Below are 16,235 nucleotides of genomic sequence, written 5' to 3'. Positions count from 1 at the left end.
CCCGGCTCCCGCTCCAGTCGCTGCGCCCGCTCCGATCGCTCCGGCAATCCCTGCGGCCCAGGAGCCGGCCAAGCCCGCGAAAGCGCCCAAACCCGCCGTCGCGCCGGCCGACTCCGGCTCCGTCGTGTTCCCGAAAGCCGTCGCCACGGCCTACGCCAATCGGAAGGCCGGCGATGCGCGAAAGAAGACCTGCGCGGACCAGTACAAAGCCAACAAGGCGACGGGCGGAAATGGCGGCCTGAAATGGAGCGAGAAGGGCGGCGGCTATTACAGCGAATGCGACAAGAAGCTGAAGGGCGAGTGAACCGAAAGGAAGGAGCGCCGCCGCCTGTGGCGCTCTCCCCGCCTTAGCCTGAATTTCTCAAACGGCGCCAAGTAGTTGGCCGCTTGCTCCGCCGGTGTGCCAAAGGCGCGCGCGTCCGTTGCGCCGTTTTGCGCGGGTGGATTCGGATTGTCTGGGGACTCGTGATCTCCAGTGGTTTCAGGACGGGATGCCGCGTTCTGGGCGCGTTGCGGCGACGCGTCACACAGGAGCCGCGCGGGCGAGATCGCAGGCGGCGAGGCGCCATTCGTTGGCATACGGGCAGGCGGTGGGAAGCGCGAATTTGATCCGGCGCGCCGATCTTGAACAACTTCAGCCGGATCATACCCGCCGTGGCCTCGGCGAATTGCGTGTGTTTGAGGCCGATGCGGCGCACGGCGCAGATGAGGACATAGGCGAACGAAGAGAACCAAAGGCGCAGTTGATTGGCCATCATGGTCGCCGTCGACGTGCGGTCGGCGAACAGGTCGGCTTGCGATTCCTTGATCCGGGTCCTGACCAAGGGGTTGCATCAGGCAAAGCAAGCAAAGCTTTCGCAGCGGCGTCGAATTCAAATTTAGATTGGCGCCGGAGTTCTGATAGGCAATCGATTGTCCAATGCCCATCCTTAGGTAAGATGCCACCGATCTGGCGCGCGTCCTCGACGGCCGTCAGGACATACAGCCCGAGGATATGGATTTGCCTTCGCGGCTGTGGAGTAAATGGTCGATCCATGCAGGGGAGCGTTTGGCGCGGCGCGCCTCGCGCAATACAGACCAAAAATGCCGGGCGTCGCGCCCGGCATATTGCATTGCGGCGCCAGTGCGGCGCCTATATCCGTGCTATAAACGAGCCGAATTCGGGCCATCTCATCTGAAAGAGGGAAGCCATCCGCCACAGGCTCGGCAGCGCGCCGATCGCCGCAAACGCTCGATCAGGGACGTGCGCAATTGCAACTGGCCAAATTCTTCGTGGTCACCAAGTCCAACGCCACCCAATCATATTGCTGGACGACCTCGTTCCGGGAGAGTTTGATCGCGTCATCAATGGCCCGACGACCTTCGAGCGCCGCGTCCTGATACACGGTCACGGCCATGCCACCGTCGCGCATCAACTTGACGCCGTCGGGCGTCGCGTCCACGCCCGCGACCAGGATCTGATCTTTCGGGATCCTGGCTGCTATGAGCGCATTCGCCGCGCCAATCGCCATTTCATCGTTGTTGGCGGCAATCGCGTCGATCTTGTCGCCCTTCGCCAACCATCCGGCGATCGTATCCTGCGCGATCTTGCGATCCCAACCGGCCTCGGCCTCCTCGATGATCGTAATGCCGGGATAATCTGCCAGAATCTCCTTGACCCCTTGAGTGCGCAGCCCGGCTGCGGAATGCGTTGATGGGCCGCGTAGGATCACGATTTTCCCCTTGCCGCCGATCAATTGGGCGAGCTTAGCCATCTGAAGCCGACCGGCGATGAGATCATTGGGCAGGGCCAGCGCGATCCTGCCGGCAAACCAGTCTTCGCGGGGGCCATTGTTCACATAGACCAAAGGAATTTTGGCTTCCTGCGCCAATCTGGTGATCTCGCCGGTCGCCGATGCGTCCACGGGAAGCACGACAATGGCGTCGACATGCGAATGGATGAACTCCTTGACCTGACCGATCTGTTTTGGTCCCGCGCCAGATTCCACAAATTCGAATTTGACTTCCACGCCTGGCGTTGTCTTCAAGTGATCCTGAATGCCGTCTTTGAGCAGTTTGAAGAAGGCTTCGGGCGGATTCATGGACACGCCGATCATGGTGGCCGACGCCGCCCCTTCGGCGGCCGCGAACAGGATTCCAAAAGCGACACACCCTGTGGCTATTCCCCGGACATTTTTGCGAAAGAGCGAAACCATCTGCTTTACCTCTTGAATTGAAACCTTGTGTCGGATCGAGGTGAACAGCCGGCCCGATCACTCCTCTTGAGGCGGAGCAGACCACGCGATTCCCTTGGCCGCATCGACCGATCCATCCAGAATCGCCGTTCGCGCTCGACGTCCTGCTTAAGCCGCCCGGACGCTCGCCACGAAGCGGTCGACCTCCGCACTCAGATGGTCGGCCTGCCGCGATAATTCCGATGCTGATGATAGGACCTGGTTCGCCGCCGCGCCGGTCTCAACCGCTCTGCTCGCCACGCCCGAAATGTTCGCCATGACCTGGTCGGTTCCAGTCGCCGCCTGCGAAATGTTGTGCGCGATTTCGTTTGAGGCCGCGCTTTGCTCTTCAACGGCGGCGGCTATCGAGGAGGTCGTGCTGCTCATTTCACGGATGCGGCCGGTGATGCCGTCGATCGCCTTCACGGCCTCAACCGTCGAGACCTGAATGCTCGAGATCTGATGCGAAATTTCCTCCGTCGCTTTTGCGGTCTGACTGGCCAATTGTTTCACCTCGGAAGCGACGACGGCAAACCCGCGGCCAGCCTCACCGGCGCGCGCCGCCTCTATGGTCGCGTTCAACGCCAACAGATTGGTCTGTCCCGCTATTTCGGAGATGATTCCGACGACATTGCCGATCTTCGTCGCCGCAACGCTCAGAGCCTGGATGAGGATGCCTGTCTTGGCCGCTTCGTCCACCGCGCGCTTCGCCATCGAAGCCGACGACTCGACTTGCCGCCCGACTTCCTGAACGGAAGAGCCAAGCTCTCGAGCCGCAAAGGCGACTGATTTCACGTTTGTTGCGGCTTCGCCCGCCGCCGAGGCGACAGCGGAGGATTGGTCCGCCGTTTCACCGGCAGTGGAGGTCATCAAGTTCGCGGTAGCCTCCAGTTGGGTCGCGGCGGAAGACACCGTACCGACGATGCCGCCAACGGCTGACTGGAAGCGCTCCGCCAGCTCCAGCATGCTCGACCTGCGCTGGACCTCGGCTTTTTCACGGGTCGCTGAAGCCTCGCCTTCGAGTACTTTCGAATGAACCATGTTGCCTTTGAACACCAGCACCGCCCGCGCCATAGCCCCGATCTCGTCGCCTCGTTTTTCGCCGGGAATCTCGACGTCAAGCTCATTTCCGGCGAGGCGGCCCATGACTTCGGTGATCATGGTGATCGGCGCGGCGACCGATCGCATGAAAACCCAACTGATGAGCACGGTCAGAAGCGCCGCTACGGACAAAGCAATCGAAACATAGGTTATCGAAGTGCTGCCCACCTCATCGGCGATTGCCGCTCGCTCCATTGCCCGAGCACGGCGAAATTCAAGAACTTTATTGACGGCGGCCCGAAACAGCTCGGTGTCCTTGCGGAAAGACCCCACGAACGCGGCCTCTGCCAACTCGGGCTCACCTGCCCGGTCAAGCGCATTCACTTCGCCCTCGACCGAAAGAAAATGCTGCCATGCCTGACGGAGATCGTGCGCCAGTGCTTTTTCGTCGCCGCCTTCGGCTGTCGGCGCGTAGTCGCTCCAGGCTGTCGAGAACTTCTCTTGGGCGTTGGCGTTTTGCGCGATATACAATGCTCTGTCTGCTTCGTTTCGGGCCGTATGAACCAGGGCGTCGATTGCCCGAAGCTCTTGGCTGAGTTCGTTCATTCGGCCGAGCAGCATGACGCCTTTGATTTCACCGATCACCGACTTGCTGGCGTCGTTTATCGTATTGATGCGAAGAATGGAAAACGCGCCAATTGACAAGGCGCAGATCAGAATCAGCGCAAACGAACCGAGAAACAACCGCTTCAGGCTGAGCCAGCTGGTATCATGTGACGGTCCCGCGATCCCACTATTTACCGTATTCATCGTCTCATACCCTCGTAGCCTGTTCGTGTCGCGTTGGATAAGATATTGAATCACTCCACCTGACCCTCAAAAGGATCAATGGTCTCCGCGCCGACCAGCGCCAATGATCAAATTCGCAGTGCGAATTTTCGTGTACACATCAAGAAATGAAAGCCGCGAAAAACGACTGTACACATGACGTATTAAGAGATTATATTTTAAAAATATTCTCAAAAAATATTTTCTGAAAGCTTTGCCTATTTTAACTTATATTAATACTATATTTCATTCCGCATCATGAAACAGGTGTCGAATTTGCGCCGGCAGGGGCGCCGTGAAAAAATTCTGCTCGCCGGCGTCAACCGACCCCCTTGCTTCCGACCCATCGGAAGCAAGGGCCGACAGCACAAGAAGTCGGCGGCCGGAGTTTTGCCTAGCCCCGGCGCCATTTTCGATTTCAGTATTTCGCTGTGACGACTGCGGACTTGGGCGTCCAGATGGGAACGATGAGGCGGGCAAAAACCCGTGTCTCATAAAGTTCCTTGCCGGTGTCGGTCGTGTAATTCGCGCTCACGATGTCATGCGAAACATACAGCATGGTCGTGAAAGAGGCGAAATTGTAACCGCCCAAAACAGCAAGCGCGAATTGGCTTTGCCGTCTATAGCCCGACTTGGTCAGGCCGCTTATGTCGAACGAGCCGAAAGCGCCGCCGCCGACAATGTACTTACCAAGCGTTTTTGTTGCGGTAAGATCATAGTTGAAATAATCCGGTGTAACTCTTTGACCTTGCGAGTTGGCGCCAGTGATACCCGTCGCGGTATAGGCGGAAAGGTTCCAGCCATTGGCGACATAGCTCACCGCCGCTCTTTCGTTGAACACCCAGAAGTCGTTGTTCAAGCCATTGTTGCTGATCGGGAAATAGACGCCTAGATAGTTGGTGAAGCCGAATCCGTCGCCCAAATCCCAAGCCAACGCGATCTCCGCGAAGGGATTGGACAAAGCCGCGACATTCGACTTGTTGCCCCGCTCGGACGTGCTTGAGATGATTTGCGGAGGCGTCGCCGCAAATTCGACCCGCGCGCCGGCCAAGGTCCATGGCGTCGACCAAACCAACGCGGGAATATGCACCAAAATCCCGGAGTCGTAGGTGCCAGCGCTACGGTTGTTGCCGTAGTCGAGCAAATCGAGGAAATAGAGACCCTCCGGCACAGGCGATCCGGTTGCCAGACCGATTTGTTCGCCGGGCTGGGTGAAAGATGCAGCGGAGGCTTTCTCGATCGGAGCCATGCCAATGACTCCTGCGGCTGCGCCAATGAGCACGAAATATTGTAATTCTTTCACTTTGTCATCCTTGCTTGTTGTTTGTTTATATATTTGCATGAGGATGCATTTCTGAATCCCGCATCATATTTCAACATTTTGTGCGTAAGAACTAAAAATTCATATTAATTATATTATTTTTGTGAACCAAATATTTAGCATAAATAGCAATTTGTGATAATTGTTACTTAACCATATATAAAACATATATATTAATATTTAGTACACAAGCTAATAACATCTGAAATTTTTATAGATTTTGACAGCGTGCTATTGCATCGTATTATTAATGACATTTTTAGATTCGCAATTAGAAGAGCTAGATGCGCTCTTTGAACGACGCAACTTCGATGGTTTGCGTGTATTTGTAGCTTGACAGCCTTTCCTCTCACGCTACATCTGCGCCATCGATTCAGCATTTAACAATGGAGTCCGCGTCCTCTTTCGAGGATCGTTCGCGGCGGGTCGTCCGAAGAGACGACCGAATGCAAGGCCGTCGAGCCCTGCTCAAGACGCGCCTGAGTCCGGTCGTCACGCGCCGCGCGGGCGTCGCCCGGCTCGGTTGCGGGTTCTGGCCTCAGATTCGAAGAAACTCCAATCTTTTTCCGCCCCGCCTGAATAGTTCAGCAACTATCCGCTTCATTCAAAAGAAACTTCGAATGCGGAAAGTTACCTCATAATATTACGCTTGCGCCTGGCTGGATCATGCAATTTGTCACGTAAAAATGTCGCATATTGTATCGGTATGTGTGATATTTATCACAAAATAATTCTAAATTTAGAAAAGAGATATTTATATAATTTCAACATTAAACGAAATGGGCTCTTCTCGGATTTTAGTGGGTAAACCGGCGGACCGAAATTGCGGCTTTCTTTCCCTGATCGGTCGAAAGGCATCAGGGTTGGCGGGTTCGGTCTGCCAGGAGTAGGCGCCGGTGAAATTGATGTGCTCCCAGGTCAACAGCGAAACGTGCTTGAGCAGATTATGCGGAATCGCTCGTCCCTTCGACCTGAGGTGATCGGCGGCGCGTGCGAGATAGACCGTGTTCCAGTAGACGATGGCGGCGACGACCAGATTGAGGCCCGAGGCGTGGAACGCTTGGCTGTCGAACGAGCGGTCGCGGATCTCGCCGCTTTCGTGAAAAGACACCGTGCGTTTCAGCTTGTGCGCGGCCTCGCCTTTGTCCAATCCGCCTTGGCGGCGCCGACGCAGGTCGGGGTCGGAATAATATTCGATCATGAACAGCGTGCGCTCCAGCCTCCCGCGGTACGCGTCCGGCACGGACCGCCTGCGATTTCGTGGGCGGTTGGGTAAGACACTATGCGTATGGCTAGTCATACGCATAGTGTCGAAAAGCTGGCGATCGTCGATACGGGGCGTCGCCGCCGTTGGTCTAATGTACGTTTTGAGCACGGGCTGCCAATGGCGCTACGTTCCGAAGGATTTGCCGCGTTGATACGGTAGGGCTGCTGCTGCACGCCGTGGTTCATCCCGCCGACATTCAGGACCGCGACGGCGGCGGCTTGGTTCTATCAACGTTGTTCGGGCTCTATTCGTTTCTGGACAAACTCTTCGCAGACGGCGGTTACCAAGGTCCAGAGTTCAAAGCAGGATCGTGTCCCCGCGCGTGATGTAGGACGCCGACCGAGCCGGCTCCTAAGCCTGCGGCGGCATAACAGAGGACGGAGACCCGGGTTTTCGGGCGGGTCGCGACACCAGCCCGGGACGCTCATCACACTCATTTCGCAGGCTTTCTTAGTGATGCGCGCCGCTTAAGTGCCTTGGGAAGACAGTTCTTGCTGGTGATTTTGGGAAGCGTGGGCAGCCGAAATCGCGTTGAAGGGTTGAGCTGCGGCTTGTTTGGGAAGCCAAGTGGAGTTTGTACCGTTTCCGGAACATCGAAATCAGCAAGGTCGATTAGCTTGAGTGCGTCCGCCGGACAGCTCTGCACACAGGCGGGATCGAGTCCCGCATCCAAGCGCTCCCAGCACAGGCTGCATTTCTCGGCGCGCTGGAGCCGCTCGTCGAACCGCGGCGCGCCGAAGGGGCAAGAGCGAAGGCAAGTACGACAGCCGATGCACTTGTCTTGATCGTGGATGACGACGCCATCTTTGTCTCGCTTGGCATAGGCGTCAGCGGGGCAGTGCGCCATACAGGCCGGATGTTCGCAGTGGTTGCAAGCCAACGAGAAGAACGCCCGTTCGTCATGAGGATAGATGTCATCCGATAGCGGGTCCACCTTGCGCCAATTGATGTCCGGCGGCAGCTGATTGTGGTTCTTGCACGCCATGGCGCAGGTGCAGCACCCGATGCAGCGCTTGGCGTCCACGTAGAAGCCGAGTTGCTTTTTCAAGACCAACTATCCTTATGCCCGCGCCACATCGGCAAACTGGTCGTGAATGGCGACCCCCGGCGCTCCGGTCTTGTAGGCGCCCATATCGGCTGCGGTGTCATCGACGAGGTTCTGGCAGTTGAAATCAAGTCCTTTGTACCACGCCTCGTACATCAACAAAGTATCGGGTGGAACGTTGGTTGTGAGCCGGGCCGTAAGCCGAACCTCGCCGACCTTGTTGAAGACCCGCACGGGATCGCCATCTGCGATATTCCGCTCGGTCGCCGCGCTCGGGTGGATGTAGACGCACGGCGCGGGGTTGAACTCCGCCATCCAATCGAGGTTCTGGAATTGGGAGTGGATGGCGAATTTACTGTGCGGGGTCAGCAGGCGAAACTTGTCGTAGGGCTTGCGGCCCTCCTTGTAAGCAGGGAGCGCGTCATGGCCGTTTTCGGCGCAGAGCTCGGAATGGAATTCGTACTTCCCGGAGGGGGTCGCGAAGCGATGATCGGCCCACGCCGCGGAGGACGTGAGCTTGGCCTTGGCCGGTCCCTTGCGCAGATCCTCCCAGGACGACAGCCCGAAAAGATCGTATATGTTCTGGTTGAACTCGCGGATCGTCCACTCCTTCGAGTCGATTTCGGTGGCAAAAGTGCAGGAGCCAGGGGCCAACTCATTCATACGCTTGGAGAGCGCAGCTGCGATCTGAAGATCGGACCTGGCTTCGTGAAGCGGCTTGATCGCCTGCTCATTGATGGACAGCCAGTAGTGCCAAAAGGAGGCGTTGACGGTCCATTCCTCGAACAGCGTGGTCACGGGGAGAACGATGTCGGCCTGTTCGACGGTCTGATTGAAGAACTGCTCGGCTACGACGATCAGTTCCAGCTTGTCGAAAGCCTTCAGCATTTTCGGCCGATCGAAGTCCTGCGACAACACGTTCTTGCACGCGACCCACAACATCCGGATCGGAGGATCGGTCGCGTCTAGAATCTCCTGGGCCGTCTTGTTGATGTTCAGCGCACGATCCGAGTATTCCGACTGTCCCGAGCCATCGGCGAAGTCGAACTCGCCCTTTGGTCCGCTCGGCCCGCGCCAGCCCTTGGAGTCTTTGGGAGGCTTTTGCGACATGGCGTGGAAGTTGAACCCCCATGTATGCAAATGTCCGTAGCGAACGCCACCGCCGGGCTTGCCGATATTGCCGGTCATCGCCACGAGAGCATCCAGGATCCGCACCGAACTGCCGCCATTGACATGGCGCTGCATGCCGGTGCCGATCCAGATTGTCGCCGGCCGCGCCCGCGCAAACTCCTCCGCGATCATCCTGATCTGCGATGCAGGCACGCCGGAACTCTGCGCCGCCCATTCGACGGTCACATTGGCGCGCAGATAGGCCGCAAAATCATCGAACCCCAAGGCGTGGGACGCGATCCACTCCTTGTCATGCAGTCCCTGGTCGAGGATATGGCGGCACATGCCCAGCGCCAAAGCGCCGTCCTCGCCGGGGATCACCTGGAGATACTCGTCAGCCTTGGCGGCGGTCTGGGTGAAAACCGGGTCGATCACCAACAGTTTGGCGCCCGCATCCTGGGCCGCGAAGATAAATCTCATCGAATGGACCGAGCACCAAGCCGGGTTTGCGCCCCACAAAATAATGTAGCGCGCCTGCGGCAGGTCTTCGGGATCGTTGCACAACATCGAGCCCATATCGAAATTCTGGGCGTCGATGCCGGCTGCCCAGCAGGGCGTGCCGACCATCCGCGTCGTGTAGCCCAAAGAGGACATCATGCCCTCGACACCATAATTGGTGATGCCGAAATTGCCCGAATATTTGGTCAGAGCCAGCCCAAGCAGCGAGTTGTCGCGCTGCTTGATATCAAGGATCTTGCGGGCGATCTTGTCGATCGCCTGATCCCAGGACAGTCGCTTCCACTTGCCGGAGCCCCGACCCTGCTGCTCCATCGGGTACTTGATGCGGTCCGGGCTGTAGGTCTGGCGAACATAGCTGTAACCCTTCACGCAGAGCCCACCGCGCGTGAAGGTCGATTCGGACGCTCCCTCGACGAATTGAACCACGCCGTCCTTGACGTAACTGACCATTGAGCATGTGTCGTAGCAGTTGCGGGGACAGGCATGGCGAAAAGTCTGGTAGCCGTTTTTCCCGATTTGGCCGCCGCCGCCGCCAAATTCCGACGGACTGTCCTGTGCGGCGTCTGCGACAGCTTGGTGGGGACGCGCAGGGGTTAAGGCCCGCTGGATTCGCGGTCTTCCGGGCTTCGTCATAGGGTTTGATCCAGATGTCTTGGTTGGTCCGCGCGCAAAACCGATTCTCGACGATAGGCCTGCGTTTCGTCGGCCACCCATGCTGACAACTGGGTGGCGACCTGACGGATGGTGGGGGAAACATCGGGAAGCGTCAGGACGCGCTGAACGAACGCCGGCGTCCATACCGCAAGATGATCGAGCAGGAAACGACGCCATGGCGCCGCAAATTCCGCGCGCCCATGCGCGATCAGATCACGGAAGACCAGAGCCGCTTCCAACTCGAGCGCCAGATGATCTTCGGGTAGACCGTCTGGAGAGGGCGCGAGCACACCAAGTTCATGGTATGCGGCAACGGCTGCGCGCGTTGCGTTTCCCATCAGCCTGCGATCAGAATCCAGGTAGACCGAGGCATAGGGCGGCGCAACGACAGTTCTGGGGCCGACGAACAGCCGGTTGAATGCGTATTCCAGTTCCTCGGCGGTCTCGGGAGCAACGATGCCGAAATCGGCAATATTGGTATCGGACGACGCCCGAGCCGCCTCGATCACAGCTACAGATGCGCTCACCATGGCTAATCCGTCACGGGCGGCAAAGAAATCACGCAGCCCGACCAGGGTAGCGTTCCATTCCGTTGGCTGACGGGGTGTCCCATTGTCGAGTTGATGCGGCATGGTTTGACAGTCGCTCCGAAGCCCTTAATCCAGCCTTGGACGTTCGCGGCATTTGTCGCCGCAGGGGATGCTGGATATTTGTAATTAAATCTATCATCTAAATAGACTAAACTGAACGGAAAAAGCCAGTCCCAAAATCCGCGATGAACTTTCCGTCCGAATTCGCGGGACGGGCGCGACGTCGATTGCAGCCCCGCTTTGACTCTTTCCTCGCAAATTGACGGCGCTCTTGAAGCATGGCTCTCTCGAATGCGCAGATCGATGACGGGAGCGGTCATGGCCTCGTCTATTTTCCAGATACGGCTCCGCACGTCAATTGACAAACACTATCAATTTTGTACACAACAGACACAAGCGGAATTTCCACTTGCGCCAACGAGGCTCTATCCATGACATCCGCAGCGCCCCGCGTTCCCACCATCGGCATTATCGGCGGCGGCGTCACCGGTGGCGCCGTCGCCTGGCATCTGGCTCAGGCGCCGGCGGCGGCGCGCATCCTGCTGTTCGAGCCGCGGACGCGGCTTGGCGCCGGGCTCGCCTATGGCGGCGGGGACCCCAACCATCGCATCAATGTGCCGGCGACGCGGATGAGCCTGATCCCGCATGACGCCGAAGCTTTTCCGCTTTGGCTCGCCAAGTCGGGCGAGGGCGCCGCCGATCCCGGCGCGCGCTGCGGCGACGACCTGTATCCGACGCGCGCGGCTTTTGGCCGCCATATGGACGACCAACTGCGCCCGCTGGTGGCCGCTGGCCACATTCGCCATGTCGCGCAGGCCGTGACCTCGGCCGAGAAGAACGGTGACGGCTGGCGGCTGACGGCGGCGTCTGGCGAGGATTTCGAGGTGGATTATCTGGCGCTCGCCACCACCCATCCCGATCCCGGCCTCCTGCGCGAACTGGCGCCCTTCGTCGCCGATCCCCGGCTGATCGCCAATGGCCTCGCCGACGACGCGCTGCAATCTGTCGAGCCCGACGAAAATGTCCTGATCGTCGGGTCGGGACTGACCGGCGCCGATATCGTCTGCACGCTCGACGCGCGCGCCCATCGCGGCAAGATTACCATGATTTCCCGGCGGGGCCTGCGCTCGCACGGCCATCCGCCGCAGCCCTGGCCGCCCGAAGGCGATTTTATTTCGCAATCGGCGCGCGGCGCGACGTCATTGCTGCGCTCCATCCGTCGCGCGGTGCGCAAGGCGGAAAGCGAGGGGCGGAGCTGGCATCCGGTGCTCGATGCGGTGCGCGCCCAGGGCGGCCCGATATGGGAGGCGCTCGATGTTCCGGCGCGGCGGCGCGTTTTACGGCATTTGCGGCCCTACTGGGACGTGCATCGCTTCCGCGCCGCCCCGCAGGTCGACGCCGCGCTGGACCGCCGCATCGCGCAAGGCTTGCTCGTGCTGCGCCGCGCCCGGCTCGGTGCGGTCGCCCGCGCCGCCGATGGTTTTTTCGTGACCTTGCGCCTGCGGCATGGGCGCGAGGTCGTCGAAAAATTTGACAGGATCGTGGTGGCCACCGGGCCGGCCCATGGCGACGTGATCCACAGTCAGCCCTATCTGCAAAAGCTCGCCGCGCAGGGTTTGATCGCGCCCGACGAAGTCGGACTGGGTTTGCAGACAACGACCTCCGGCCGAGCCATCGGCGCCGACGGAGAAGTCTCGGCGACTCTGTTCATCGCCGGGCCGCTGGCGCGCGGAACTTTTGGCGAATTGATGGGCCTGCCGCAAGTCACGCTCTATGCCCGCTTCATTGCCGAGGAGGTCGGGCGCGCTCTTGCCGGCGCGCCCGAAGGCCGGTTCGTCTCGCTGGTCGAGACGCGCGAACAGACCGAAGCCTGAAGCGCTGGGTTCTTTTGAAACTTTCTTATCGGAGACCCAATGACCCGACTCCACATCCCGGCGATCGGACTCGATCCATCCGATCCCGGCCTGACAGAAGACACCCGGCACGACCGTCGCCATCTTGTTTCCTTCGATCCCGCGACGCGCAGTCGGCGACAGGCCACCGTCCGCGCCACCGCCATGGTGTTCAACGATCCGGCCGCGGTCGCTCTCAAGCAGGATCTCGACCGCATCGCCCCGAGCCGGGCCACCGTGCTGATCATCGGCGAGACGGGCGCCGGCAAGGAGCTGGTCGCCCGCTATATCCATGGCCAGAGCGCGCAGCGCGGCGGGCCCTTCGTCGCCGTCAATTGCGGCGCCCTCAGCGACAGCCTCGCCGAAGCCGAATTGTTCGGTTATGAAAAAGGCGCCTTCACCGGCGCGCTGAAGAGCCAGATCGGCTGGTTCGAGGCGGCGCAACGCGGCACTTTGTTTCTGGACGAGATCGGCGACTTGCCGCTTCCGCTCCAGGTCAAACTGCTCAGGGTGTTGCAAGAGCGCGAAGTGGTTCGGGTTGGGTCGCGGACGCCGATTCCGATCGACATCCGCATTATCGCCGCCACCAATGTCGATCTCGATTCCGCGATTCAGGCCAAGACTTTTCGCGAAGATCTTTATTTCCGGCTCAATGTCGCCTCCGTCCATCTGCCGCCGCTGCGCGACCGGCCCGATGATATCGAGCCGCTGGCGCACTATTTTCTCGATCTCTACCGCGCCCGGCTCGGGCGCTCCGCACTGACGTTCAGTCCCGAGGCCTTGCGGCGCCTGCGCGCCTATGCCTGGCCGGGCAATATTCGCGAGCTTGAGAACGCCGTGCATAACGCGACCCTGCTCGCGCGCGGCGAGCGGCTGGAGCCATCCGATCTGCGATTGTCGGGCATGACGCGTCCGGCGGCGCGCGCCGAGCCGGCCGATCTCGAGGCTGGCGTTCAGGCCCTGATCGAGCGCGCCATTCTCAATGACGAGCCAGCGATTTACGAGCGGACCGTGCGCGCCTGCATTCGCGCCGCGTATGATTTCAACGACAGCAATCAGGTCAAGGCGGCGGCGCAGCTTGGCATGAGCCGCAACGCCTTTCGCACCCAATTGTCGCATCTTGGCGTGATTGGCGGCAGGCGCCGCGCCGGGTCGCCGAGCCATGTCGTCGCGGCCCCCCATTTCGTCGCGGCCGGCGACGCGCTCGACCTGCGCATCGGCGTGCAGAAATTTGGCGTGTCCTGCGTGCTGAAGGCGCGCGGCGCGCTGGAGGCCGCGCTCGAAGCCCAAGGCGTGCGCGTCAGCTGGAAGGAGTTTTCCTGCGGTCCGAGCCTGTTGCGCGCGCTCGACCGCGAGGAGATCGATTATTGCGTGACCGGCGAGGGGCCGCCGATCTTTGCTCAGGCGGCCGGGGTGCCCTTCGTTTATGCCGGCTTCGAGCCGCCGGCCCCGCAAAGTCAGGCGCTGGTGGTGCGTCAAGACAGTCCGCTGGTCACCGCGGCCGATCTGCGCGGCCGCGTCATCGCGCTCAACGAGGGCTCGAACGTCCATTATCTCGTGCTGCGGGCGCTGCAAAACCAGGGCATGAGCCTCGACGACGTGCAATGCCTTTATCTGACGCCCGACGAGGCCTTGTGGCGGATAAGGCGCGGCCAGATTGACGCCTGGGCGATCTGGGATCCGATCCTGACCGCAGCGCAGATGGAGCATGATCTGCGCATTCTCGTCGACGGGCGCGGTCTGGCGCAAAATGTCCAATTTCATCTGGTTTCGACCAGTTTTATCCGCAACCACCCCGATGTTCTGGCCAAGGTCCTCGACGAAGTGCGCCGGCTCGAGCGCTATATCGCGGCCCATCCCGCTGAAATTGCGCGGACCATGGCGCAGGATGTCGGTCTGCCGCCTCACGCGCTCGAAATCGCGCTGCGACGGCTCAGTTGCGGCGTCAGCGCGCTCGACGACAGGGTTTTGGGGCAACAACAAGCGATCGCGGACGCTTTTCGCGACGCTGGCGTGCTTGGCGTTCCGGTTTCGGTGCGCGACGCGGTATGGCGGCAGGCTTTTCCGGCGCATTGACGCCGCGTCTGCGTTGCGAGCGGCAATAACTGGAATTTTTTTTGCCGACAGACGAGTAGAACGAAAAATAATTTTCAGCTTCTCTTTTAGAATAAACGTTTATCCCGATACATTTTCAAATGCCCTGCTGCATTTGCGGCAGAAAATGGAAAATCTGCTGCTTATCCCCCTACAAGGAGCGTGAGAAAAGCGGCTTAAGCCTCGAAATAATAAAGAACTGTGCTTTGGCACGGTCATTGCCTTCTAAGCTGGACTATTGCGTTTCAGCAACAAGACGAGGAGTTGCGCATGACGGTTCATTATGTGAATCGGCCCGACGAAAATTTCGCTCCGCTGCCGCGGCCGACCGAACCCGCCCATGTGATCCGTTCCGACGCCGAGGCGATTGCGATCGCCGAAAGTCTGGCCGCCGCGATCCGCGACGGCGCGTCGCGCCGCGACCGAGAGCGCATCCTGCCGGTCGAACAATTGGATGCTCTGTCGCAAAGCGGCTTGTTCGCCATCAATGTGCCCAAAGCTTTTGGCGGCGCCGGCGTCTCTTACGTCACCTTGGCGCGCGTCATCGAAATTCTCGCCGCCGCCGACCCGTCGCTGGCCCAGATCCCGCAAAATCACCTCGCGATCGTCGAACATATTGCCGCTGACGGGACGGATGACCAGAAGCGCGACCTGTTCGGCGCGGTTTTGCGGGGCTTGCGCTTCGGTAACGCTTTTTCCGAGCTGCACTCGAAGACTGTCGCCGCATTCGAAACCAAATTGCGTTTTGAGGGCGATGAGGCCATCGTCAATGGCCGCAAATTCTATTCGACCGGCGCGCTGCTCGCCCATATCGTGCCGATCGTGGCCGTCGATGACGACGGCCAGATCTTTCTCGCCTTCGCCGATCGCGCCGCGCCGGGCCTGCAGATTATCAACGATTGGTCGGGCTTTGGTCAGCGCACCACCGCGTCGGGCTCTGTGGTCATTGAAAATGTTCGCGTTCCTAAGGCTCGGGTGGTTCCGGTTCACGCCTTTGTCAATCCGACGCCGGCCGGCGCGATTTCCCAGATTATCCAGTCGGCGATCGACGCCGGCATCGCGCGCGGCGCGATCGACGAGACCATCGATTTTGTTCGCACCAAGTCGCGGCCGTGGATCGACAGCGGCAAGGACACCGCCGCCGAAGATCCCTTCACCATCGCGGCGATCGGCGATTTGAAAATCCGGCTGCACGCCGCCGAAGCCTTGCTCGAACGCGCCGGCCGCGCGATCGACGTCGCGCTCGCCGACCCGACCGAGGAGACTGTCGCGTCCGCGACGGTGGCGACCGCGGAATCCAAGGTTCTGACCACCGAGATCGCGATTCTGGCCGCCAACAAGCTGTTCGAGCTGGCCGGAACCCGCTCGATCCTCGAGGGGCTCAACCTCGATCGCCATTGGCGCAATGCCCGCGCCCATACGCTGCATGATCCGGTGCGCTGGAAATATTTCCATCTCGGCAATTTCTATCTGAACGGCCAGAACCCGCCGCGTCATCCATGGAACTGAAAAAGGGCGCGGCGCGAGTTGTTTGCGCCGTTTCACACTCGCATGAGCAGCCAACATGAGCAAAATCAAACTGGTTTCGATTTCGGGAAGTCTGAGCAATCCGTCGCGCACGCGGGTTCTGGTCGATACGGCGGTCGAGGAGATTTCGCGCC

General features: G+C 59.8%; 9 protein-coding genes and 4 pseudogenes. 5 read left to right on the top strand and 8 right to left on the bottom strand.

Features of this window, described 5'->3' with window-relative positions:
• Positions 1 to 304, top strand: a pseudogene (locus CCR94_RS25045) (hypothetical protein); the annotation flags it as partial.
• A gap of 219 nt (positions 305 to 523) precedes the next feature.
• Here the strand turns inward: CCR94_RS25045 and CCR94_RS10185 are convergent.
• From CCR94_RS10185 to CCR94_RS10165, 5 genes and pseudogenes are all read right to left on the bottom strand, one after another.
• Positions 524 to 821: pseudogene (locus CCR94_RS10185) on the bottom strand (transposase); the annotation flags it as partial.
• A gap of 414 nt (positions 822 to 1,235) precedes the next feature.
• Entirely contained in the window at positions 1,236 to 2,195 is a 960-nt protein-coding gene (locus tag CCR94_RS10180) for a substrate-binding domain-containing protein (RefSeq protein ID WP_104507755.1), read from the bottom strand.
• 147 nt (positions 2,196 to 2,342) lie between these two features.
• Positions 2,343 to 4,064, bottom strand: a complete 1,722-nt coding sequence (locus CCR94_RS10175; RefSeq protein WP_104507754.1) for a methyl-accepting chemotaxis protein — start codon at positions 4,062 to 4,064, stop codon at positions 2,343 to 2,345.
• Between the two features lie 436 nt (positions 4,065 to 4,500).
• The gene (locus CCR94_RS10170) at positions 4,501 to 5,385 is read right to left on the bottom strand and encodes a transporter family protein (RefSeq protein WP_158254702.1); all 885 of its coding nucleotides are present in this window, start codon (positions 5,383 to 5,385) and stop codon (positions 4,501 to 4,503) included.
• A gap of 772 nt (positions 5,386 to 6,157) precedes the next feature.
• Positions 6,158 to 6,628 (bottom strand): annotated as a pseudogene (locus CCR94_RS10165) (Tn3 family transposase); the annotation flags it as partial.
• Positions 6,629 to 6,801: 173 nt separating this feature from the next.
• Here CCR94_RS10165 and CCR94_RS10160 point away from each other — a divergent pair.
• Positions 6,802 to 6,972: pseudogene (locus CCR94_RS10160) on the top strand (transposase); the annotation flags it as partial.
• 131 nt (positions 6,973 to 7,103) lie between these two features.
• On the opposite strand, the gene CCR94_RS10155 reads toward CCR94_RS10160, so the two are convergent.
• The 3 genes from CCR94_RS10155 to CCR94_RS10145 are packed head-to-tail and all read right to left on the bottom strand — an operon-like array spanning position 7,104 to position 10,630.
• Positions 7,104 to 7,718, bottom strand: a complete 615-nt coding sequence (locus tag CCR94_RS10155) for a 4Fe-4S dicluster domain-containing protein (RefSeq protein ID WP_206605812.1) — start codon at positions 7,716 to 7,718, stop codon at positions 7,104 to 7,106.
• 12 nt (positions 7,719 to 7,730) lie between these two features.
• A complete protein-coding gene (locus tag CCR94_RS10150; protein WP_104507752.1) occupies positions 7,731 to 9,977 on the bottom strand; it encodes a molybdopterin-dependent oxidoreductase in 2,247 nt (748 codons plus the stop codon).
• Positions 9,974 to 10,630, bottom strand: a complete 657-nt coding sequence (locus CCR94_RS10145; RefSeq protein WP_104507751.1) for a TorD/DmsD family molecular chaperone — start codon at positions 10,628 to 10,630, stop codon at positions 9,974 to 9,976. Before CCR94_RS10145 ends, CCR94_RS10150 begins: the two co-directional genes overlap by 4 nt.
• A gap of 389 nt (positions 10,631 to 11,019) precedes the next feature.
• On the opposite strand from CCR94_RS10145, the gene CCR94_RS10140 reads away from it, so the two are divergent.
• From CCR94_RS10140 to CCR94_RS10130, 3 genes are all read left to right on the top strand, one after another.
• On the top strand, positions 11,020 to 12,462 hold the full coding sequence (locus tag CCR94_RS10140) for an FAD/NAD(P)-binding protein (protein WP_104507750.1): 1,443 nt from the start codon (positions 11,020 to 11,022) through the stop codon (positions 12,460 to 12,462).
• A 39-nt stretch (positions 12,463 to 12,501) separates the two neighbouring features.
• Positions 12,502 to 14,556 carry an aliphatic sulfonate ABC transporter substrate-binding protein gene (locus CCR94_RS10135; protein ID WP_206605811.1) on the top strand — a complete coding sequence of 685 codons (2,055 nt, stop codon included), beginning with the start codon at positions 12,502 to 12,504 and terminating at the stop codon, positions 14,554 to 14,556.
• A 288-nt stretch (positions 14,557 to 14,844) separates the two neighbouring features.
• Positions 14,845 to 16,083 carry an SfnB family sulfur acquisition oxidoreductase gene (locus tag CCR94_RS10130; protein ID WP_104507749.1) on the top strand — a complete coding sequence of 413 codons (1,239 nt, stop codon included), beginning with the start codon at positions 14,845 to 14,847 and terminating at the stop codon, positions 16,081 to 16,083.
• Positions 16,084 to 16,235 lie beyond the last annotated feature (152 nt).

Origin of the sequence: Rhodoblastus sphagnicola, from assembly GCF_002937075.1 — a bacterium.
GTDB lineage: Bacteria > Pseudomonadota > Alphaproteobacteria > Rhizobiales > Beijerinckiaceae > Rhodoblastus > Rhodoblastus sphagnicola.
The sequence above is the reverse complement of the archived record's forward strand: the minus strand, read 5'-3'. Positions and strand labels throughout refer to the sequence as shown.

Bases quoted from the DNA above. Each gene is read 5' to 3' on its own strand.
- CCR94_RS10140 (WP_104507750.1), top strand. From the start codon at position 11,020: ATGACATCCGCAGCGCCCCGCGTTCCCACCATCGGCATTATCGGCGGC.
- CCR94_RS10175 (WP_104507754.1), bottom strand. From the start codon at position 4,064: ATGAATACGGTAAATAGTGGGATCGCGGGACCGTCACATGATACCAGC.
- CCR94_RS10180 (WP_104507755.1), bottom strand. From the start codon at position 2,195: ATGGTTTCGCTCTTTCGCAAAAATGTCCGGGGAATAGCCACAGGGTGT.
- CCR94_RS10130 (WP_104507749.1), top strand. From the start codon at position 14,845: ATGACGGTTCATTATGTGAATCGGCCCGACGAAAATTTCGCTCCGCTG.
- CCR94_RS10135 (WP_206605811.1), top strand. From the start codon at position 12,502: ATGACCCGACTCCACATCCCGGCGATCGGACTCGATCCATCCGATCCC.
- CCR94_RS10150 (WP_104507752.1), bottom strand. From the start codon at position 9,977: ATGACGAAGCCCGGAAGACCGCGAATCCAGCGGGCCTTAACCCCTGCG.
- CCR94_RS10145 (WP_104507751.1), bottom strand. From the start codon at position 10,630: ATGCCGCATCAACTCGACAATGGGACACCCCGTCAGCCAACGGAATGG.